This is a genomic window from Streptomyces sp. NPDC048338, assembly GCF_043201055.1.
GTDB lineage: Bacteria > Actinomycetota > Actinomycetes > Streptomycetales > Streptomycetaceae > Streptomyces.
In genome coordinates this window covers 632,025-651,598 of record NZ_JBICYQ010000001.1, presented here as the reverse complement: position 1 = coordinate 651,598, position 19,574 = coordinate 632,025, and the positions used below count along the sequence as shown (strand labels likewise).

The 19,574-nt window shown below is 65.8% G+C and carries 15 protein-coding genes, 1 tRNA gene and 2 pseudogenes; 4 read left to right on the top strand and 14 right to left on the bottom strand.

The features are described 5' to 3' along the window. Positions 1–50: 50 nt before the first annotated feature. A tRNA-Val gene (locus ACGFZF_RS02985) sits at positions 51–125 on the top strand. A 100-nt stretch (positions 126–225) separates the two neighbouring features. Here the strand turns inward: ACGFZF_RS02985 and ACGFZF_RS02980 are convergent. The 3 genes and pseudogenes from ACGFZF_RS02980 to ACGFZF_RS02970 form a co-directional block, all read right to left on the bottom strand. After that, on the bottom strand, positions 226–1,362 hold the full coding sequence (locus ACGFZF_RS02980) for a tyrosine-type recombinase/integrase (protein WP_393550750.1): 1,137 nt from the start codon (positions 1,360–1,362) through the stop codon (positions 226–228). Continuing rightward, positions 1,362–1,572, bottom strand: a pseudogene (locus ACGFZF_RS02975) (excisionase family DNA-binding protein). Before ACGFZF_RS02975 ends, ACGFZF_RS02980 begins: the two are co-directional and overlap by 1 nt. Next, complete coding sequence (locus ACGFZF_RS02970) at positions 1,569–1,889, bottom strand: hypothetical protein (RefSeq protein ID WP_393550749.1); 321 nt, start codon at positions 1,887–1,889, stop codon at positions 1,569–1,571. Before ACGFZF_RS02970 ends, ACGFZF_RS02975 begins: the two are co-directional and overlap by 4 nt. A gap of 352 nt (positions 1,890–2,241) precedes the next feature. Here ACGFZF_RS02970 and ACGFZF_RS02965 point away from each other — a divergent pair, with 352 nt between their 5' ends. Then, positions 2,242–3,561, top strand: coding sequence for an ATP-binding protein (locus tag ACGFZF_RS02965; protein WP_393550748.1), 1,320 nt, complete (start codon positions 2,242–2,244; stop codon positions 3,559–3,561). Between the two features lie 17 nt (positions 3,562–3,578). Here the strand turns inward: ACGFZF_RS02965 and ACGFZF_RS02960 are convergent, their stop codons facing one another. The 11 genes and pseudogenes from ACGFZF_RS02960 to ACGFZF_RS02910 form a co-directional block, all read right to left on the bottom strand. Beyond that, positions 3,579–5,552, bottom strand: coding sequence for a DNA cytosine methyltransferase (locus ACGFZF_RS02960; RefSeq protein ID WP_393550747.1), 1,974 nt, complete (start codon positions 5,550–5,552; stop codon positions 3,579–3,581). A gap of 594 nt (positions 5,553–6,146) precedes the next feature. Then, positions 6,147–8,150: an AIPR family protein gene (locus tag ACGFZF_RS02955; RefSeq protein ID WP_393550746.1), complete on the bottom strand. Its 2,004-nt coding sequence runs from the start codon at positions 8,148–8,150 to the stop codon at positions 6,147–6,149. Beyond that, positions 8,143–9,144 carry a PD-(D/E)XK motif protein gene (locus ACGFZF_RS02950; protein ID WP_393550745.1) on the bottom strand — a complete coding sequence of 334 codons (1,002 nt, stop codon included), beginning with the start codon at positions 9,142–9,144 and terminating at the stop codon, positions 8,143–8,145. Before ACGFZF_RS02950 ends, ACGFZF_RS02955 begins: the two co-directional genes overlap by 8 nt. Next, positions 9,141–11,927: a Z1 domain-containing protein gene (locus tag ACGFZF_RS02945; protein ID WP_393550744.1), complete on the bottom strand. Its 2,787-nt coding sequence runs from the start codon at positions 11,925–11,927 to the stop codon at positions 9,141–9,143. The genes ACGFZF_RS02950 and ACGFZF_RS02945 overlap by 4 nt, the downstream gene beginning before the upstream one ends. Positions 11,928–11,994: 67 nt before the next feature. Then, positions 11,995–13,467, bottom strand: coding sequence for an ATP-binding protein (locus ACGFZF_RS02940; RefSeq protein WP_393550743.1), 1,473 nt, complete (start codon positions 13,465–13,467; stop codon positions 11,995–11,997). 319 nt (positions 13,468–13,786) lie between these two features. Further along, positions 13,787–14,348, bottom strand: a pseudogene (locus ACGFZF_RS02935) (IS5 family transposase); the annotation flags it as partial. Positions 14,349–14,401: 53 nt separating this feature from the next. After that, positions 14,402–14,998, bottom strand: a complete 597-nt coding sequence (locus ACGFZF_RS02930) for a hypothetical protein (RefSeq protein ID WP_393550742.1) — start codon at positions 14,996–14,998, stop codon at positions 14,402–14,404. 10 nt (positions 14,999–15,008) lie between these two features. Continuing rightward, on the bottom strand, positions 15,009–15,929 hold the full coding sequence (locus ACGFZF_RS02925; protein ID WP_393550741.1) for a hypothetical protein: 921 nt from the start codon (positions 15,927–15,929) through the stop codon (positions 15,009–15,011). A gap of 33 nt (positions 15,930–15,962) precedes the next feature. Then, positions 15,963–16,199: a hypothetical protein gene (locus ACGFZF_RS02920; protein ID WP_393550740.1), complete on the bottom strand. Its 237-nt coding sequence runs from the start codon at positions 16,197–16,199 to the stop codon at positions 15,963–15,965. After that, complete coding sequence (locus tag ACGFZF_RS02915) at positions 16,196–17,047, bottom strand: S8 family serine peptidase (RefSeq protein ID WP_393550739.1); 852 nt, start codon at positions 17,045–17,047, stop codon at positions 16,196–16,198. Before ACGFZF_RS02915 ends, ACGFZF_RS02920 begins: the two co-directional genes overlap by 4 nt. 538 nt (positions 17,048–17,585) lie before the next feature. Further along, a complete protein-coding gene (locus tag ACGFZF_RS02910; RefSeq protein WP_393550738.1) occupies positions 17,586–18,140 on the bottom strand; it encodes a hypothetical protein in 555 nt (184 codons plus the stop codon). Positions 18,141–18,364: 224 nt separating this feature from the next. Here ACGFZF_RS02910 and ACGFZF_RS02905 point away from each other — a divergent pair, with 224 nt between their 5' ends. Together ACGFZF_RS02905 and ACGFZF_RS02900 are read left to right on the top strand one after the other, a co-directional pair. Continuing rightward, positions 18,365–18,910, top strand: coding sequence for a flavoprotein (locus ACGFZF_RS02905; RefSeq protein WP_393550737.1), 546 nt, complete (start codon positions 18,365–18,367; stop codon positions 18,908–18,910). 77 nt (positions 18,911–18,987) lie between these two features. Next, positions 18,988–19,533, top strand: a complete 546-nt coding sequence (locus ACGFZF_RS02900; RefSeq protein ID WP_393550736.1) for a DUF4231 domain-containing protein — start codon at positions 18,988–18,990, stop codon at positions 19,531–19,533. Positions 19,534–19,574 lie beyond the last annotated feature (41 nt).

Sequence of the window (19,574 nt, the reverse complement as noted above, 5' to 3'; positions counted from 1 at the left end):
CGGTTTGCGGGACCCACCCGTGGGCCATGTACGCTGTTGCTTCCTTGCACGGGCGCGTAGCTCAGGGGTAGAGCGCTGCTCTTACAAAGCAGATGTCGGCGGTTCGAAACCGTCCGCGCCCACCAGCAGGTAGCACGACAAAGGCCCAGGTCACCGGTACTGAACCGGGAGCCTGGGCCTTGTTCGTTCTTCGGCCGTGGAGGCGGGGGAGGGGCGCCGTGCCAGTTACGTGCCAGAAGCGTCGCCGGACTCGCCCGGCCGGACTTTCTTGATCTGCTCGTCGACGTGGGCGGCGATGGCGTGGTCACGCCCGTTCACCAGGTGCTGATAGATCAGCGCGGCCCGCACCGACGAGTGCCCCATCCGCTGCATCAGCTCACGCGTCGTGGCGCCGCCGGTCGCGGCGAGGGTGTTCCCGGTGTGGCGCAGATCGTGGAAGTGGACGTCTTTGAGCCCGGTGGTCTTCAGGGCCCGCAGCCACAGTCGGCGGAAGTTGTTCCGGCGCAGCTGCCCACCGCGGGCTCCGGTGAAGACCAGCCCGGTCCGACCAGGCTCGGCGTAGACGGCGAGATGAGTGGCCAGAACTTCCGCCAGCGAGGCCGGGAAGGCGACGGTGCGCACACCGGCCGCGCTCTTGGGCGTCTTGACCAGGATGCCGTCGGTACGGGTCTCGGCCAGCGAACGCCGTACGGCGACGGTTCGCCGGTCGAGGTCGACGTCATGGCGCTGAAGCGCGGCGAGCTCTCCGAAGCGGAGACCGGTGAAGGCCGCCAGCAGGATGAGCACCCGGAAGCGCGCCGGCACGGCGTCGGCGAGCTGGAAGACCTCGGTGACGTCGAGGAACGGCCGCTCGGCCGTCTTGGCTGCTCCGGCGCCCTTGATGCGGCAGGGGTTGCGCTGGATCAGCTCGTCGTCGACCGCGGTGTTCATGATGGCGCGGAGGATCTGGTACGCCTTGGCGACCGTCGGCTCACCGACACCGGACTCCAGGAGGCCGGCACGCCAGCGGCGGATCTGCGGTGTCGTGATCTCACTCAGGACAACGTCCGCGAAAGTCGGCAGGATGTGAAGTCGCAGCGCGCTGCCGTTACGTTCGCGGGTGGTCGCCGCGTAGTCGCGTTCCTTGAACCAGGCGTCGGCGTACACCCCGAAGAGAACCTTGTCGTCCAGGTTCTTCCACTTGCCGTCGATGATCTCCGCTTCCTTGCGGACGAGCCACCGATCGGCATCGGTCTGCGAGGCGAACGTCTCGGGAGCCGATCGTGTCAGGCCGTCCGGCCCCTGGTAGCGAGCCTGGAACCGCCCCGACGGCAGCTTGCGCACTGCACCGAAACGACGACGCTTCCCTTTGGTGTTCGCCATCAGGCCACCGCCCCGAATCGGCGACGAGCGACGATCGGCTGGACGGTATGGGCAGCGACGAACTCCTCCAAGGCCCTTTCGGGGATGCGGACATGACGCCCTACCTTTGAGGAACACGATCCGGCGTTCGGCGATGAGCCGACGAGGGAACCGCTCAGTGGTGCCCAGGAGCTCGGCGGCCTGGCCCACGGTCAGCAGTCGGTCTGTCATGCAATCGCTCCTTCCAAAGCGAGTTGGTCCCTCAACCTGGAGTGCGTGGCGTCCGCGAGCGCAGTGGACAGGCGAGGCGAGAGCGCGAAGACGACGCACCTGTCACTGCCCTGGCCGGCGACGATGCGAGGCTCACCGGCTTCGACGAGTTCCTCAAAGGTGCCGCCGGTCAGAAGGCATTCCCACTCGACCACGGCCTCTTCGGGATCGAAGTTGCCGAAGGAGAGCGACTCGAATGCCCGTCCCGGCCCAGACTGGAGGGCCAGGCTCGCTGACGTGTCGTCCGGCGCCACGAAGAACTTCACGATGATGCTCACCCGGGCATCATGCCCGACAGCCCGCACCCATGATCGGCCGGACAAGTCCTAACTCCCGTTGACGGCGAAGACTTCACTCAGCCGTCGAAGACGGATCGCGGCAAGTGCGCTTCGCGGATAGGGGGATCTCTGCTTTCTGCGCGATGTGAAGTGCCGACCGTGATGTGCCCTGATGGGGGGCGGTCAGTGCTCTCCCATTCGGAGCGCTGCCGACCAGCCGTTTTCCCGCCGGCATCGGTCTCGTCCCGGTCCCGCGACTACGGTGAGTCCTCGCAACCCGGGCCCACGGCATGTCTGATGGTGTGGTGTGGGATCCTGGACGCCCTCGTCTACGTCTCGGAGCACCTGATCTATGACTCCACCGAAGTTTGAGAGCATCACCCCCTCCGCGGCTCGTCTCACCGAGTCGTTGCGGGATATCGGTTACGACTTCCCTGCCGCCGTTGCAGATCTTGTCGACAACAGCGTTTCTGCAGGCGCCGATCATGTAGACATCTTCATAGAGTTTGACGGCCCCGACTCGTACGTTCTGATTGCTGACGACGGCGCTGGCATGAGTGAAAGTCAGTTGACGGAAGCGCTCCGGTACGGGAGTAGACGCGACTACGCGCAAGGGGAACTTGGGCGCTACGGGCTGGGGTTGAAAACAGCATCGCTGTCCCAGTGCCGTGCTGTCAGCGTTGCTACGCGAACGTCGGTCAATGTACCTCGTCTGTACATCCGTACCCTCGATCTCGACGTGGTCTCGGAATCGGACCAATGGGTGGTTCTGCGCCCCGGGCGTGAGGGCCTGCCTCATCGTGCAGTTGCCTACCTCACTGAGGCAACCGGCACGGTGGTCGTCTGGGACAAGCTGGACCGGGTTCTGCCAGAAAGCCGACCCGAAGGCGGCTGGGCGCGTCGGAGACTGGATGCCATGGCCAAACGCACGGCTGCGCACCTCGGTATGGTCTTTCACCGCTTCCTTGAGGGAACTGGCAGCGGACGAAGGATCATCATCACGGTCAACGGTGAAGAGGTTGAGCCGTGGAACCCCTTCGCCCCGCACGAGCCTGCACGCACGGACCTTCCCAGCCAACGGTTCGAAGTAACCATAGGGAAAGTCAGCGGAACTGTGCAAATGAATCGCTACGTGCTGCCCGCCAAGGAGAATTTTAGCTCACCAGAACAATTTGAGCGCCTGTCAGGTCCATTGAAGTGGAACCGCCAGCAGGGACTTTACATCTATCGAGCAGATCGCCTCGTGCAATGGGGTGGCTGGAACGGCATTCGTGGCATCGACGAACACACCAAGTTGGCTCGCGCTTCATTGGACTTTGACACAGATCTAGACGGCGCATTCAATATCAACGTTGCTAAGGTTCGCGTAACCGTCCCGATTCAGCTGCGCCAGATGCTTGAGCGGCCGATCAACGAGTTGTGCAGCCGAGCGGACGAGGCGTACCGCAACACTGCTCGTGGCACAGGAATCGGAACTGCTGTTCCCTCTTTGCCTCGTCAGGCGGCATGGAATGGTCCTGAATCACAGGAAGCGGCCGCGATGAAAGATGCCGGGCTAGCGCTTCGTGCCGCGTCGATGCAAGCGGGGGAGTACGCAGCCTTGCTGCGCATCGTGGCGGTCCTTGAGAGGGAAGCCCCTGCGGTGGCTCAGGTGCTGGGATTGAACACGTGAGCCACCAACCGGTGCTCTCAGTAGAGAAGTTGTTGTTTCTGCTCTTCGGCTTTAGAGCCAGCGCATAGCTTCTGCAGCGGGCATTCGACGCACAGCGGGTCAGCGGGTCGGCAGAGGCTGGTGGCGAGCTCGAGCAGTCCCAGATGCGCGTTGCGGGCGTTTGCGCCGTAACCGATCAGGCGTGCCACGGCTAGGCGTCCGTCGGTCAGACGGTTGCGCCGGTGGACGTCTTCACCGGACATCCGCGCAGCGACACGAAGAACCCCCTGGCGTGCGAGCACTGGTTCTTCCGACTCGGAATCATCGCCTCCATCCGCCTGATCGTCGTTAGCGCTGACGGGTACGGTCAGAATGGCCAGGTCGGCCACGGCCTGGCTGATGCCGGCAACTTTGGGCAGCAACTCATCATCGGAAAGCATGTGAGGAGCGCCGACGAGTTCGGTGGCTACAGCGAGAAGTTGCTCGCCACGCTTCTCCCGACCGATCCATCGGGAAATCTCAAGTAGTTCCTTCTCTGCGGTGAGTGTGTCGTTAGGCGTGGTCCAGCGCGCTAGCAATGGCCAGAGGGGGCGGGACTGTTGAGGTGGCATTCTGTCCAGCAGGATCTCTGCAGAGATGACCTGCCAGCGCGATGAGGCCGTGAGCCATGGGAGATTGCGATGCGACAGGCTTGTGAACCAGGTGGCCAAGGTTTCGGCGATGTGCTGGGTGGTCGGCCCGGCAGGTCGCGCTTCGTCTAGGGCAGCCATGACTGCACCGCCGAGATGCTCGCCTAGGAACGGAGGCACAGCGTTACCGACCTGCCGGAATGCGGCTGAGGGGGGGCCCGCAAAGCGGAATCCATCCGGGAACGTCTGCAAGCGGGCCGCTTCGCGAACGGTCAGTGTGCGGTTCTGCCGGGGATGGATGTACCAGTATCCGTCCTTAGCGATATGGGCTGTGATAGTTCGCGACAGGCCGTCTTCGTCAAGACGCTTGTATTTATCGCGAAAAATGTCGTCCCGATAACGCTTCAATTCCTCGGGGAGGTCCGAGTACCGGGTGCTAGTAGACATGGACTCGAATGCGATTTCATCATCTTCTCGAACTGGTCGCGTGATGTGGTCGAAAACCTTGCCCGCGTCTGTGCTCGGTACCTGCTGGCGCATTTTCTTTTGGAAGCGGGTGAGGGGTTGTGCGTACTCTTTCCATCCGTGCGCGCCACCCTCTGGGCGCCAACCACCCTCGACCTCAGGCAGATCCCCGATGGCGTTCCATACCGTGACCTTGTCCGGAGTCTCATCGGGCCATTCGAAATGATGCCCGTCGCGCAGGGCTACTAGTATCAGCCGCTGTCGGAACTGCGGCACGCCATAGCGCCAGGTATCAACGACACGCTCCTCGACGGCGTATCCCAGGGACTCCAATTCATGGACCATCGTCCGCAAAATGAACATTTCACGGTCGAGTGCCATGTCTGGAACGTTCTCCATGACGACGGCAGGCGGCAGGGCGAGACGGACAACCTCCAAGAATGAGCGCCAAAGGTCCCGGCGCTCGTCATAGGGGTCACGCTGCCCTTCTCGCACGCGATGTCTGATCTTGTAGCGTCCCGCCTTGGAGAACGGCTGGCATGGTGGCCCGCCGGAGAGCAGGGTGATACCGGCCTGCTTGACTAGCTCGGCCACATGCTTGACACGGTCCGCATCGCCCAGGTCCCAGTCCAAGGTGAGCCCGCCGAAGTGGTGCCGGTGCGTCTCCAGAGCCTCACGGTCGTGGTCGGCGGACAGGACGACACGGAACCCGGCAGACTGCAGGCCGTAACTCAGACCGCCGGCTCCGCAGAACAGGTCGGCTGCCAGCAGCTTTCCTTCCGAACGCAGCTGCTCGGCGTAGTGCAAGAAGGCCGTGTCATCCCCGCACTCCTCCGGGTGCGGTTCCAGGCGCAGGAACGGACCCCGTACCAGTTTCACTTTGTATGGGCTGCGCGAGGATTCCGCGATCTCCGTCATGACGCCTCCTGAGAAAACACCAACACAGGTTACCTTTGCTACTTCGGACGCGATGGCGGGACCGCGCTGTGCCGCACCGCTGACGCCATCCTCGGACCTGCTAAGGAGGGGCGCTGGGTCCGTCGCACGGGGCCAGCGCTGGAGGGTAGCGAGCAGACTGCTACCGACGCTGAGCGCCTGCTGCGCACCTCCGGGGCACGCCCGCCGGGGCCTGATCTTGCCTTCGCGGGGCCAGCTTCTTAGCGATCGTCGCCGCAAGCTGCTGCTCGGAGAGCTCCAAAGCCAGTGTCTGTCGGATTCGTCCAGGAGCTTCTCTCTGCGGCGTCGATTTCCTCTCTGCCGGTCAGGCAAGGAGCCGTCGCGGCGTTCGGCCGCTCTTGGTGTGATTGTCCCGCGTATTGCAAGTCAGACAGCCCGGCCGCGCGCAGTGCCCGCTGTGCGAGCACTGCGTCGGCGAACGCTTGGAAGCCGATCTGTACAGCCAGGCCTCCAGCGAGGAGGACGACGGCCAAGCCGCGCCCTGATCAAGGCTGGCGAGGGCCTGACCCCAAAGCGTTCCGTCTCGGGAGCCGGCCCTCAGGCTCAGGCGCAGTCCTATGGCGCGAACGCGCTGAAGCCCTCTTCGATCGCGTTGTCGTAGACCTCCAAGGCCTTCCTGACCTGGGCCGCCGTGATGGTGGCCTTGGTCGCAAGCTTGGCAGCGATCGTAGTGGCGATCTGCTGCTCGGCCAGCTCTAGGGCACGCGTTTCCCGTGCCCAGTCGGCCAGCATCTCCCACTCGCTCAGCTCGATCTGCTTGAGCCTGGAGAGCTGCTCTTCCTCTTCCTCCCGGGTGTCCACCGCGAACTCGACAGGCCTCGCCAACAGCTCCTCGGCCAGTTCCTCCGGAACAGTCCAAGGGATGCGGGAGACCTCCTCCCAGCACTTGCTGCTCTTCGCCCACTCGGTGACGTGCTTGCCCTCCTGGATGACCATGTCCATGATCAGCGGACACAGATCATGGGCGGCCTGGACGATCGCGTCGCTAACCTGCTGCTCCCGCCAGATGCGGTCGAGGTCGATACGCCGACCGGTCTCTTCGCAGAGACGGGCTGTCGTGTAGGCCGTGATCAGAGCCTTGTGGCTTCCAGCGTCGTGCGCCTTGGCCACCTTGTCGACTTCCTTGAAGAGGATGCCCATGGCGATCGTTCGGCGGCAGTAATCCGCATCGATGACTGGGGGCTGCTCTTTGACGTTGGCCTGGAAGGCGGCGAAGCTCTTCTGCGCTCCGCGGCTGACGAGGTGCGGCAGTCCGCTCCAAGCGTTCACGAACTTGGCTAGGTCAGATTTGGCGAATCGCTGGGCGGCTGGATTCTCGGCCTTGAACTTGCGCCGAGCGACGATGGATGTCTGCTGCTTCGCTTCTTCCACCGCGTACGAGCCACGGGCCCGCTCGTAGAACCAGCGTGTCTGCGGTCCGCCGGGGGTGGTTGGCGGCGCCCACAGAGTGCGACTGACCCGTTCGAATTCGACATGGAACTTGTCGTTGGCCGAGAGATCGACCAGCGTGACTTTGTTCTGGGTGTTCGAGTACCGCGAGATGCTTGGGACGATTGCCATCAGGTCGTCCGAGCCCATCAGCGTCAGCTTCATCTGGACGCTTACACCGTCCAGGTCCTTCTTGTCCCGTTTGAAGACGTGATGGAGGGTGGCGGTGGTCTGCCCACCGTTCACGATCTGGAGGCCAGTGAGACTGCGGATGCCGACACGCCTGCCTTCAGCGTCCTCGACAAATTCCGCGGCGGTCGCTGTTGCCGTGATGCCGTTGTTGTAGGTCAAGAACCGCCCCGGCTCATTGAGCAGGGTAAGGCGGATTCCCCGGTTGACCGTGCTGCGGGCCTGCAGAAACGCGCGCACGTTCAGTTCGAGGAGACGCGTGCGGTGCTCCTCGTACAGCTCGGCCAAGTGGCGTCCGGGAACGACCGCGAGGGTGACGGAGAGATTAGGCTCGACGCTCTGCACCGACAGGCAGTTGATCGGCGGGTCGAACTGCACAACGATCGGCTCGCTAGCGGCACCGGACGTCTGGTGGCGGTAGAGCCGGGCGAGGTCCCAGAGGTGATGCTCGACGGGGAGGCCCTGGAACTCGGTGGGCTCCGGCTGCGTGCGGGCCGCCGATTCACAGTTGCTGAACAGGAAGAGGCGTACTTTGGAGGCGTTGGAAAGCAGCTTCTCGACGCCCTCGCACAGTTGGTGCACCTCGGTGGGCTGATCGAAGTTGCCCCGGATGCTGCCGGCCTTTTGCAGAAAGGCGAGCAGCCTGCGGTAGTGCCTTGTCACGTCGGCCTTGGTCAGCCTGTCGACCATGGGGTCGAGGCTGAAAGCCGTGGTGTAGAGGTCGAGGACCGAGCGGTCGTCGCTGTATCCGAAGCCGTACACCATGACGCCGTGCCCGCTGTGGTAGGCGACGGTCATGTTGGAGACAAAGCCGGACTCCTCCAACTGCTCCAGAACCCAACGGGTGAACGTCCTCGGGATGGAGCCGTCCTCCGCTTCTGCCAAAGTCTGTATGTCGCCCGTGAGCGTACGGGCGTAGTCGGCAAGGGGCAGCTCAGCCATCAGTTCCTCTGATTACCTCGGTGACCTCATCGGTCGTGGTGCGGTGCTTCTCAAGCGCGATCACGCTGATGTCGTAGGCGCAGTTGCCGATCCCGTCGGGAAGGCCGGTCTCCACGATGCGCGGGAATCCCTTGCCGACGGTCCACAGGTCGGCTCGACGAGGGGTGTAGCGCGGTTCATCGTAAAGGTCCCGCTGGTGCGGCAAATAGCCGGTCTGGATCAGACGGTTCTCGAACAGGGCGGATGCCGAGGTGCCGCTGGCGGCCGTGCGGATATCGTCCACCACTGAGTTGAGACTCTCGCCTAGGCCGCCCCGGCGCTCGTCGAGTACCAGGTGTACGAGCACCAGGCGGCTGACGCCGCGATCGTCGAGTTGCCGTTCGTTGGCGATCCGGACGGTGTTCGGGTTCTTCTTAGTAGTCGTTTTGACCTCGATGGCGACGTGCGCCAGCTGAAAGTCCTGGTTGCTGCCTTCCGGTCCGGTCCATGCCTCCACCGCCACATGCGTCGGGAGGACAGCGAGCAGGTGGCGAAGCCAGCGCAGCTCCCCGTAGAGCCCCAGCCGGGCTTCTCTGCCCAGACCGTGCGCTCCGACACTGCGCATGAGCTGCTGCCAGTGCGTGAAACGTCGGACCGCCCGCTCGAGAACTGTCTCCGGTGACGCGTCTTTCGAGGTAAGCGCGATGTCTTCTGCGAGGGGGGTGAAAACCTCCCGCAGCTCACCGGCGGTCAGGGAGATCTGGAGCTCGAACTCGCGACTGCTCACCGAACTACAGGACAGACTCAGGCCGTGAGTCTCCCGCAGGCCGGCAAGGAGTGGGCGCGCACGGTCGACCGCCCGTGAACCGCCTCTCACCAGCAGCATGCGTTGCCGCCCCGGCTGGGACACGCCAACATGGATGTCGTGCCCGCTCTCAGGGAACAACCGCCGGGTGGAACGCCCTCGGTTTGGCTGCGGTGCCTCCAGCTCCTGCCACAGTGCTTCGTTGATCACGCGTCTTCCGCCCCGTCCTCGTCACCGAGGTCGTCCGAGTCGTCCTTCCACCAGGGAGCATTCACGACGTACTCGGTCGCGGTGTAGGCCTTGGAGAAGGGGAAGCTGACGGCGAACCCGATCAGTGGTACAACGGGGTTCGCCTCCGGCGGCTCCATCAGGTAGATGAGCAGGTGAGCCTGGTCGGGGCGGCGCTGCCAACGAAGCGGCTCACCTGTGGGCAGGGTCGGTGCAAGCGGTCCGCCGTTGCGGTTTTTGCGCCCTTCAGCGGCCTTCTTCGTCGCCTCCCAAGCAGCCTCGTACTGCTCTGGGTCGAGGTCGAGCGACTCGTCCTTGGGGTTCAGGATGCGCTTGATGGTGTGTTTCGTGGAGTCCGGGCGTGCAGTCTTAGAGGCCGCTCGTGTGACCGCGCCCAAAGTGTATTCCGCGAGGTCGACGGACATATCCGCTCCCCGTCGGGAGACGATCCGGACGGCCCACCGGCCGAGCTCTCCGGCTTTGGCGCACTGCTGGATGTAGGCAGAGATGGCGTCAGGACGGATCCGGTTAGCCTCCGGCGCGGACTTGTAGGGGTCGAAGAAGCCGGACGCCACCAATTCTGCAGGGATGTCCGACCACACGAGACTGCCAGTCTTCGGGTCGACCTCCGGTGCAGTGTGCGCCGAAAGCATGCCGACGAATGTCTGCAGGCTGTCGAAGTTGTGCTTTGGGTTCCCGTTGGTGAGAGGAAAAATGGTCGTTTCAGCGAGTTCGCCGGAAAAGCTGAGCCGCACCCGCGTGCCCTGACGCATCTTGTTGGCAGCTGTGATGCTCAGGCCCAAGGAGGAGGTGCGAACCTTGAGACCGAACTCACGGGGCGTGAAACCGATCGCCGCCATCTCCTCGATGTCCCGGCGGAGTTCATCGGTCGCGGCTGTGATCTCCTCGTAGGCCGCCACCAACTGCGGAGACGTATGAAGCCGGCACAGGTCTTCGTAGCCGGGCCGGTAGCCAAACCAGCGGCCCATCTGCAGCAGGGTGTCGTAGGTCTTGGCGAAGCGCAGGTAGTAGCTCACCGAAAGACCCTCAAGGGTGAGGCCACGCGATAGCTTCTGCCCGCCGACAGCGATGACGTACATGCCTGTGTGGCGGTTCGAGTAGTAGTCGAGTACGTCCTTGGCCACCCCGTTGATGGCCTTGACCTCGAGCTTCTGGATCGCGGGGAGGATTTCGGCGGCGGTTTGCTCCCAGGACAGCCGTTCGGCCTCGTCCGCGGTGAAGAAAGCGGTGGTGGGCTCGAGGTCCCTCTCCCACATAAGCCGCAGTTCGTTCATGTGCGCACGAGACGCGGCTCCATAGCGGTCCCTTAGACCATTCCGGAGCAGCCTCACGTAGTCGTCGATCTGGTCTCGGACCTGCCCTTGGACCTTCGTGAAGCGGGTGACGTGCACCAGCATCGAGTTGTGGACATCCACCTGCCCCCGCGCGCGGCGGGCGGCGCAGGTCAGCACGAATGAGTGAATGGCGCGCCGCAACGAATCCGGCAGCTCGGCGGTCACTGTGAAGCCGGACTTGTGCTTTTCGGGCACCCAGTTCTCGGTGTCGTCGACATGGCGTACCAGCGGCAGTGGGTCGATGTCCTCCTCTTCCGCATAGGCACGCAGACCGAACAGGCGCTCCGGACCGAGGTAGTTGGACGGCGCGCGCAATGTACGGATGAAGCTCTCGGGGAACAGGTCGCCGCCGAGGCTGTCGTGGTCAGCATCCGGGTCTATGTAGATGTTCGCATAGGGGGTCGCCGTGTAGCCGACGTAGGACGACTTGTCGAAACTGGTCAGCAGCTTGCGGATAGCGGCGTTGATGCTGGTGGGGTCCGCACCGTCACCGGCCGTGTTCACGGATGCGTTGTCGGCCTCGTCGTCGATGACGAAGAGCGGGATGTCCTGCACTATCTTGCGACCCGTCTTGGGGTCCTCGACGCCGTGGACCTCCGTGACCCAGGTGCGCAGGTAGTCGATGATCTTCGGGTGCTTCTTGACTACCAGAACAACGGGGAAGTTGCCGATCGGTAGGTTCGCCTTGGAGGCGGTCTTCCGGTCGAAGTCGCCCTTCTCGGTGCTGTTGGTCAGCGATGCGACGTGAAGACGAGGCTCACCGGCCATGGCGCCGACGCCGATGTAGCGGTCGGCGCCCTCTTGGTCGGACCGGAGCTGGTATTGGGTGTCGAAGCCCAGCAAGCCCTCGTCAACGCGGAGTTGGGTCTGGGCACGTAGGTCGTTGAGGACGCCGGCGAAGACGACAATCAGCCGGTATCCGGCGTCGGCAGCCTTCGCCGCCAGACCGATGAACTGGCCGGTCTTCCCGGACTGGACTTGGCCGATCACCAGCCCCATGCGACGCCATGAGCCGGGCCGGTGCGGATCCTCCAACTCCCCGAGAACCTCGTCCGTCGTCCGGTCGATGCTGTTCACCACTTGGAGTGGCATGCCTCGCGAATGCTTCAGAAAGCGTTCATACCGGGTCCAGAAGGCCCACGAACGGTCGTTCTTGGCATCGGGCAGCCATCGGACGTGGTTCTCACTGTCACTCAGCCCTGCTGAACTCTCTTGGAAGATGGTGGTGCGGGACTCGACCAGCTTGCGCAGATCGACTGCCTCCACCGTTACACCATTGAGGCCGGCGACCATCTTGGCCGTCTCAACAGCCTTGGTCACCTCGTCTGACGTAGCCTGCCGGTCTTCCGGAAGAAACTGAATGGCCACCTTCAGCGCAAAGGACAGGTCCTTGCTGACTGCCGGATTCATGAATTCCTCCCCCTGGAGATATGTGACTTGACGGACGGAAACAGGAGGGTACGCCCCGACCGGGCGGTCACTTGTTCCAGAATCCGTTCAGTTGGTCGAATGGTTGCGTCGTGCGGATGGCCTGTCGTGCCTCATCCGGAGAGCGGCCTTGGGCAACAAGCACATCGAACATGCGCTGAGCCACTTTGATCGCCTCCTCGGTGGCCCTCCCCGGACCACCGAAGGGTTCGGGATCATCTGCCGTGTCGGTCTCGTGCAGCACTCGCAGCGCCGGCACAGGCACTGTCTCCTCCAGCAACCGCAGCAGCGCCTGGATGTTCGCCGGATCGCCGCCCCCCTCCTGTAGTACCGCCTCCACCAAGGGGTGCTTCCGGTTGATCCGGCAGTGGACCACGTTCTCGTCCCGCCGCACGTTCCACGCGAATGACAGGTTCTCGGCGCGCTGCCGTGCCGCTATCTGACCCCGGTTGCGGACGGTCTCGGCTGCGGCGGACCGAACCGTGCGCGCTATGCGCTGAAGATGCTGGCGCAGCACGACCGGCGGCACCACCGTCGCCTTTCGGACATCAACCTGCCATTGGGCGTCGGTCTCCGCCGGAATGTCGACGGCGATGCGGGCCAGGTTGTACTTCTCCTCGCGCCGGAGCCCACGTATGCCCAGCCAACTTCCCGCGAGAAGAAGGCGGTTTCGGCGGTACACGTAGAAGCCTTGCTGCCGAAGCCACCCCTTAGGACCTCCGGCACGCTCCGCCTCGGCAGAGGTCAGCCGCTGCAGCCCCGGCAGTACGTACGGCTCGACCCTGACCTTGTGCCCTTCGAGGGGCAGGTTCTCCACCGGGTGATGCAGCACTGACGGATGATTGGACAGGAACGGGTCCCACAGCTCGACGGCAAGGCCCGTGACACGCAATGTCAGCGCGGCCGAGCCGGAGAGGAACCGGGCGAAGACGAGTCCGAGGTGGCCACGGACCTTCTCAGCCTCATCGTAGAACTGCCGCTGGGTCCTGCGATCGGCCGCGGTGATCTCCCCGTATCCGGCGAGCCGCTGCCACAGAACTATCGTGCCGACGGACCGTCCCGCGGTGAGTTGCTCCAAGGCCTTCTCGGCCTCGGCCGGCGGCTGTCGGAGCAAGCGCCACTCACCGGTCTGTTCGACCACGCCCAGGTCCCATGTCCGCGAGCGCCAAGGGCCGTCAACTTCCGCGGTGCTGACTGTCAGCAGGCGACACTGGGAAAAGGAAGCCGATTTCAGCCCCACTCCGTACCGGCCCAGGTCCCTGGAAGTGCGGTCTGTTGCTGACCAGCGGGCCGCGACGGTCATCGCGGTGACCAAGGCGTCCTCCGACATGCCATGACCATCGTCAACTACGGCGATCCACGAGAAGCGCCCGTCCCAGGTGAACTCCACATCGATCGTTTCCGCGCTGGCCGAGATGCTGTTGTCCACCAAGTCGGCGACGGCATCAGGGAGTGAGTAGCCCAGCGAACTCAGGGAGGCCACCATCCCAGCGGGCTCGGGAGGTGCGAGGTCATACGCCATGCGGTACTTGGCCCTGCCCTTCCAGTCCCAGACGTTTGGGTGATGAAGATATCTCCTCGTAGCCGATTGTGGAGCTTCTGTTCGCAAGGTGAGCCTGAGGTCGGAGGACGACCATGGGCGCACCCCCGTGCGACGCCTGCAACTCAGCCGATGACCGTCCGTCACGACGACGGGCACGCCGACCGGCCACGCACCCGTGTACATGTCGCACCCCCACCGGCCTCAGCCACGCTACTGGTGCAGTCGACCAGGGCAAGCCGTGACGGCCGGCCCGTGACGACAGCGCCCGAGCCCTCAGTTGGGAAGCTGCGATCATTTAGGGCTGATTCGGGCGCTGACCTGGGGTAACGATCAGGGACAGGGGGCGGCAGCGGCCGTCCGCGCTCAGGTGGAGCTTGGTGGTGAACCCGCCCCGCGAGCGGCCCAGGCCCTCACCTCCCGCACCACCTCCACCAGGCGGGCGAGAAGGCTCTGCCACGGCGTCTCGTCCTGGTGTTCCATGCCTGCGGCCCTCTTTTTGGTCCCGGGGCCGGCGGTGGGTCGGTGCGGGCGCCGGCGGCGTGCTGATGCGCGCGGACGATGGTGGAGTCGACCGAGATGTCCCAGTCGATCTCGCCTGCGACGTCGGCCGCGGCCTAGACCTGCTGGAGCAGACGTTCCCAGGTGCCGTCGGCCGACCACAGGCGGTGGCGTTCGTAGACGGTCTTCCACGGTCCGAAGCGTTCGGGCAGGTCACGCCACTGCACCCCGGTCCGCACCCGGTGCAGAGTCCCGTCGATCACCTGCCGGTGATCCCGCCACCGGCCGCAACGCCCGTTGCTGACTGGCAGAAACGGCCGCAGCCGTTCCCACTCGGCATCACTCAGATCGCCCCGCCCCATGCTCACAGAAACGACTTGGGCACGGAGAAGTCACATGATCGGCCGGACATGTCCTAGCTGCGCGCCGTGGCCTGCGTGGAGCTCATGCAGAGATTGAACAGAATCCAGTGGGCCTGAGCCTCGTGCAGGTAGTGGTTGCCCGACAGGACATCGCCGGCGGCGAAAGCCTGCGCCGCGCGGGAGGCGTAGAACGAGGCGGCTCGCGCGAACTGCAGGCAGTGGTGTTCGTGTTCGAGCGCTGCCGGCAGTCCGCCCGGGCGGGTCGGCCGGCCCCTCTCCGTGGCGAGCTCCTGGAGTTCGTTCAGGCGGCCGAGGAGATCGGTGAGGGACAGGGGGGAATCAGGCACGTCGCCGGCTGAGGGCGCCCCGGCGAGCGTGGGATCCCGAGCGTCGATGGTCGAACACAGGAGCGCCAGCCGTCGAAAACCGTCACCGACCGATACGTGGAAGTCCCCTGCCTTGTAGTCGTTCGCCGTGTAGGCCACCTGCCCCTGCTCGTAGAAGGCTTGGGCGGCGTCCCAGTACGCAGTGCAGTCGACGGCGATGTCCGCCCTGTCCGGCTGAGGCGCATTCGGGGGCCGCTGCAGCAACGCGGCGGCCCTTGCCGCGCGCGCGGTCTTCTCGCCTGAGGACTCTCGGCCGGTCGTCATCGCTGCTTCTTCAGTGGTCGTAGTAGGGGCTGAAACCGGGTGTCGCGAGAAACGGGAACACCTCGGTGGTGTCCACCTGCGCCGCGAACTTCTCCACGAAGTTGGTGCTCCGGTGGGTGTAGGTGAACACGGCGGTGATCACGGTTCGTACGCCTGACAAAGGTGAGGGGAAAGCTTCCACGTTCGTCAGGGACGAGTTCCGGGCATGCTGCCTGGCGGTCTCCGCGTAGATTTCCGGATAGCGCATCGTCAGGTAGTTGAGGGCGCGGTGTTCGTCGGTATTTCCGGCATTGTCAGCCAGCTGGGTGATCCTGTTGAACAACTCGCTCGCGGTCTCCTGGAACGCGCCTGCGTCGACTCCGTCAGGAGGAGGGATCTGGGCGACGAAGGACTCCGTGTCGAAGGAGTAGATCTGGTCGAAGATGACCATGGGGACGACGAGACCGCCGCACTTCTCGGACGGCGCCAAGGGGCCGAGCGTGCCGATCGCCACGTCGGTGTCCGACCGGGAGGGTGAAGGGCGCAGTGCGCCCAGGAGCAGATCGAGGTCCGTCTCGTCCCGGGGGACCAGCAGGTAGGTGTCCATGCCCTCGATCGTGAACACCCAGCACATCCTGCGGGCGAGGTAGCGGTTCGCCGGATCCGACAGCACGCTCTGAGCGGCCTGACGGTTGGTCAGGCTCGCGGTCTCCGCGCGGCCGGTGGCCTGGGCGAACTCCTTCTCGATGCTCAGGCTGGGAAAGCGCGCGTCGATCCGCCCGATCGCGTACACGAACGGGCGGGCCCTCTCCGGTGGAGCCCCCGTGTCGAGCGGCACATGCGGGGCTGACACCTCGGTCGGCTCCGCGGTCATCGGGCTGAGCGGACTGTCCTCCGCCGCCGCAGGTGTGGCCGTCGGCTCGTGGGAAGCAGCGTCTGCGTCGAGGTCCATCAGTTCTCCCGTAGGGGTGGTGAGGGGGATTCGCTAGCGAGACGTGAAGCGCATCCAGCGGTTGAGGGCGGCCGCCCTTTCGCGGCAGCTGCCACAGGGTGTGATCCCTGCCGACGCCGTCGCTCTCTTGATCGCGTCGCCGAGGCCGACGTCCTCCTCGATGACGAAACCCGGCAGGCGCACCCGGAAACGGGGGGTTCGCGCATCGGTTGTCGTGGGGGAGGCCTTGGCCTCGCGCCCTACCGCCTTCGGCGATCCGTCTGCGTTCATGGCCACGGCTCCGGAACTGTCGACGACGCGGCCCGGACAAGGGTGACCGCGTTCAGCAACGGCGGAACGATCCGCCGCCTGGCGGACGGGGGACCTGACAGCGCCTGGAGGAGGAGGGCGGCCGGCGCCGCGGGGGCGACCGACCATGCCAGGGCCAGCGCGCCGGTCACGAGCACGGTCGACAGGCTGGTACCGCTCAGCCGCAGCACTCCGCCCCCCGGCGCAAGGGTCTCCACCTCCACTCCCGGGGCACGCACTCCGCGGCGCCCCGCGGAGGCGCACAGATTGCCGTTCGGGAGAGGTCTCCCGGCTCCGTCGCACGAGGTGACAGGAACGACGTGGGGGTGGGAGACGAGGGGCGAGCCACTGACCCGGCCCTGGTTTCCTGCCGCCACCACCACGATGACGCCCCGCCGCCCGGCGAGGTCCAGGGCGTGTCCGAGGACCTCGACGGGAAAGCCGCCCTGCTTGAAACCTGCACTGATGTTGATGATCCGCGCGCCTGCCACGACGCACTCCTCGATGCCGTCAGCCAGGTCACGCGGTCGGGAGGTGGCCGGCCCGTCAGGATCGAAGATCGGTCGGACGAACACCCGGCAGCCTGGGCAGATGCCCGGTGCGGTGCCGTTCCTGTCAGCGGCGAGGACCCCTGCCACGGCCGTCCCGTGCCGGGCCGAGGAGGTGTCGGGCGGTGGTGGGGCCGGGGCGACGAGGGATCCCTCGGCGAAGCCCGGATGACGAGCGTCCACGGGCCCGTCCAGCAGCCCGACGACGACGGAGGGATCTCCCGCGGAGGACGCCATGGCGCGGTCGAGGCCGGTGAGGTGCGACCAGTTGGAGTCGCTCACAGAACTCACCTCCGGCTGGTCGGGAGCCGTCGGCCCGCGGGGGGTCCGGATTACTCAGGACAGGTGGCAAGGCGGCGCCGGGGAGTGGAGGCAGTGCGCAGTGATCTGAGCGCAACTGCAGTAGCAGTTTCCGGGGTCCGGGGAAGAGGGGCAGAAGCCGGCACACATCTGCCCGATCGAGGCGCAGTCCTCGTAATGGCCTCCCATGGGGCTGATGTCCTGCCCGCCGGCAGACCCTTGGTGGTGCACGGGGTACGTGTGGGTGCCTCGGTAGGATGAGAATTCGGCGGTAAGCAGCGGAATCACGAGTTCCACCTCGCTCGCAGCGATGCGGGGAGACCAGGTCGGCGGCGGTGAGCCGTCCGCAACCCGAGGTCGGGGTGGCCGTTCCCTCGGTGGTCGTTCCAAGTAACTCAAGCCTACGGCGGCCGGGGCTCGTTGGCACTTTTTGGTTGTTGACCGGCGTACGAACGGACCGCCGTTCCCAGCGCCCCACCCCCGCTTCGCGTGCCCGGGCGCTCGGCATTCGCCCCCGGGCTCAGATCTTCCCCGTGAGCACCCGGATGCGGTGGCCCAGCGCCTGCCCGAGGGCGGCGGTGAAGCGCGGGTGCAGTGGCGGCCAGTCGTCGAACTGGAAGCCGAGGTGGGCGAAGGCGAAGTAGTCATCGGTCCACTCCCAGTCGGGGAGTGGGGAGAGGCGGGCGCAGGCCCGGCAGCCGAGGTCTGCCGCGCCCGTGGTGTACCAGGTGTCGATGGCCGAGTGGGGCCAGGCGGGGTCGGGGGTACGGCAGCCGGGGCAGATCGCCGCCGGGGGATCCCCCGGACCGGCGACGAAGACCGTACGGCCCGTGATGACGCGCACTTCGTCGCCCGGCTCCTCCTCCGACTCCCGGATCCGTGCGCGCCGGTCCCAGGGCACCAGATCGACGGCCTCGCGCCAGCGCGGGCCGGCCAGACGGACGATCCCGTCCTGCCACGGCACGGGGCGGACGAACCCTTGCGTCTCCAGCCAGTTCCGGCCGTGCAGGCCCCACGCGGCCGCCTCGTCCGCGGAGGCGTCCAGGTCCACGACGGTCTGCCGGTAGGTCCCCATCGTCTCCCCCTCGCGCGGTGCGGCGGTCGCTTCTCGTGAGCCGACACGTTAGGCGATCCGACCGACACGTCGGTTCGGCCGGGCGGAGAGCGGAGACGGCGGCACGAGCACGATCCCGCGGTGACCGCAGGGCGGGCCCGGGCAACGCCGGTCACCAGCCCGTCGGGAGCGCTCCCCTCGACTCCGTTCGAGGTGGGGGACGTCGTGTGTGATCGGATAGGGGGATGAGCACTCGGACCCTGTACCTGTTCTCCAGCGCCGCCGCGCCCGTCCGCGACATCGCGCGGGTCATCGAGGACGCGCAGGCCGACGGCTGGGACGTCTGCCTCGGGCTGACCCCGACCGCGGCCCGGTGGCTCGGCGGATCGCTCGACGGGCTCGCGGCGCTGACCGGGCACCCCGTCCGCTGGGACCACGGCCTGCCCGGCGATCCGGAGCCGTGGCCCGTGGCCGACGCGATCCTGTTCGCCCCGGCCACCTTCAACAGCGTGAACGCCTGGGCACTCGGGCTGACGTCGTCCTTCGTCGTCGCCGTGGTCGCCGAGGCGATCGGGAAGGGCACCCCCACGGCGGTCATGCCGTGCCTGAACCCCGCGCTCGCCGCGCACCCGCAGTTCGAGCAGTCCGTGGCCACGCTCCGCGCCGCCGGGGTGCGGGTCCTGCTCGGCGAGGGCGGTGCCGTACTGGACGGGTCGGGTCAGGCGAACGCGGCGGCCTATCCCTGGCGGACCGCCCTCGACGCCCTGCGCGAGCCGCGTCTCCACGTGTGACCGAGGTGACGGACTCGGACGGCGTGGTTTCGCCGGTTCCGGTTGACGGCGCGGAGCGGCGGCGATGTACTCCGGGCATGTCAGACGTGGGGGACGGGGACGGCCCGGTGATCGAAGTGCGGCCCGGCGGCGGGGACATGACCCCGCAGGCGTATGTGGAGAGCCGGTTGCTCCAGTACCAGGAGTGGTACGACCGCAAGGCGACCAGGATGAAGGCCATGCATCTGCGGATGCGGACGGTCTCGGTCGTCGGGGGCGCGCTCGTGCCCGTACTGGTCAACCTGGATCTGTCGTTCGCGCGGATCACGGCGACCGCGCTCAGCCTCGTCGTGGTCGCGTCGGTGTCGCTGGAGAGTGTGTACCGGTATCGCGAGCAGTGGAAGAACTACCGCTCCACCGAACAGCTGTTGGGGCATGAACGGATCTACTTCGAGACCAGGGTGGGCCCCTACCACCGGCTGCCCGAGCGGGACTGCTTCACCCTGCTCGTGGCGCGGGTCGAGAAGGCCATCGCCAGCGAGAACTCGGCGACCCTCAACGTCATGACCCTCGGCGGGCAGGTCGACGCCGACGTGCAGCAGCACGGCGTACCGGCGGCGCGCCAGGAGCCCGACGGCGGCTGAGCGTGGGCGCGCCCCCGGCCAGGGGCTTGGCCGGGGGCGCG

Coding starts and splice junctions, on each gene's coding strand:
- ACGFZF_RS02980 (WP_393550750.1), bottom strand. CDS start 1,362: ATGGCGAACACCAAAGGGAAGCGTCGTCGTTTCGGTGCAGTGCGCAAG.
- ACGFZF_RS02965 (WP_393550748.1), top strand. CDS start 2,242: ATGACTCCACCGAAGTTTGAGAGCATCACCCCCTCCGCGGCTCGTCTC.
- ACGFZF_RS02960 (WP_393550747.1), bottom strand. CDS start 5,552: ATGACGGAGATCGCGGAATCCTCGCGCAGCCCATACAAAGTGAAACTG.
- ACGFZF_RS02955 (WP_393550746.1), bottom strand. CDS start 8,150: ATGGCTGAGCTGCCCCTTGCCGACTACGCCCGTACGCTCACGGGCGAC.
- ACGFZF_RS02945 (WP_393550744.1), bottom strand. CDS start 11,927: ATGAATCCGGCAGTCAGCAAGGACCTGTCCTTTGCGCTGAAGGTGGCC.
- ACGFZF_RS02940 (WP_393550743.1), bottom strand. CDS start 13,467: ATGGCGTATGACCTCGCACCTCCCGAGCCCGCTGGGATGGTGGCCTCC.
- ACGFZF_RS02930 (WP_393550742.1), bottom strand. CDS start 14,998: ATGACGACCGGCCGAGAGTCCTCAGGCGAGAAGACCGCGCGCGCGGCA.
- ACGFZF_RS02925 (WP_393550741.1), bottom strand. CDS start 15,929: ATGGACCTCGACGCAGACGCTGCTTCCCACGAGCCGACGGCCACACCT.
- ACGFZF_RS02920 (WP_393550740.1), bottom strand. CDS start 16,199: ATGAACGCAGACGGATCGCCGAAGGCGGTAGGGCGCGAGGCCAAGGCC.
- ACGFZF_RS02910 (WP_393550738.1), bottom strand. CDS start 18,140: ATGGGGACCTACCGGCAGACCGTCGTGGACCTGGACGCCTCCGCGGAC.
- ACGFZF_RS02905 (WP_393550737.1), top strand. CDS start 18,365: ATGAGCACTCGGACCCTGTACCTGTTCTCCAGCGCCGCCGCGCCCGTC.
- ACGFZF_RS02900 (WP_393550736.1), top strand. CDS start 18,988: ATGTCAGACGTGGGGGACGGGGACGGCCCGGTGATCGAAGTGCGGCCC.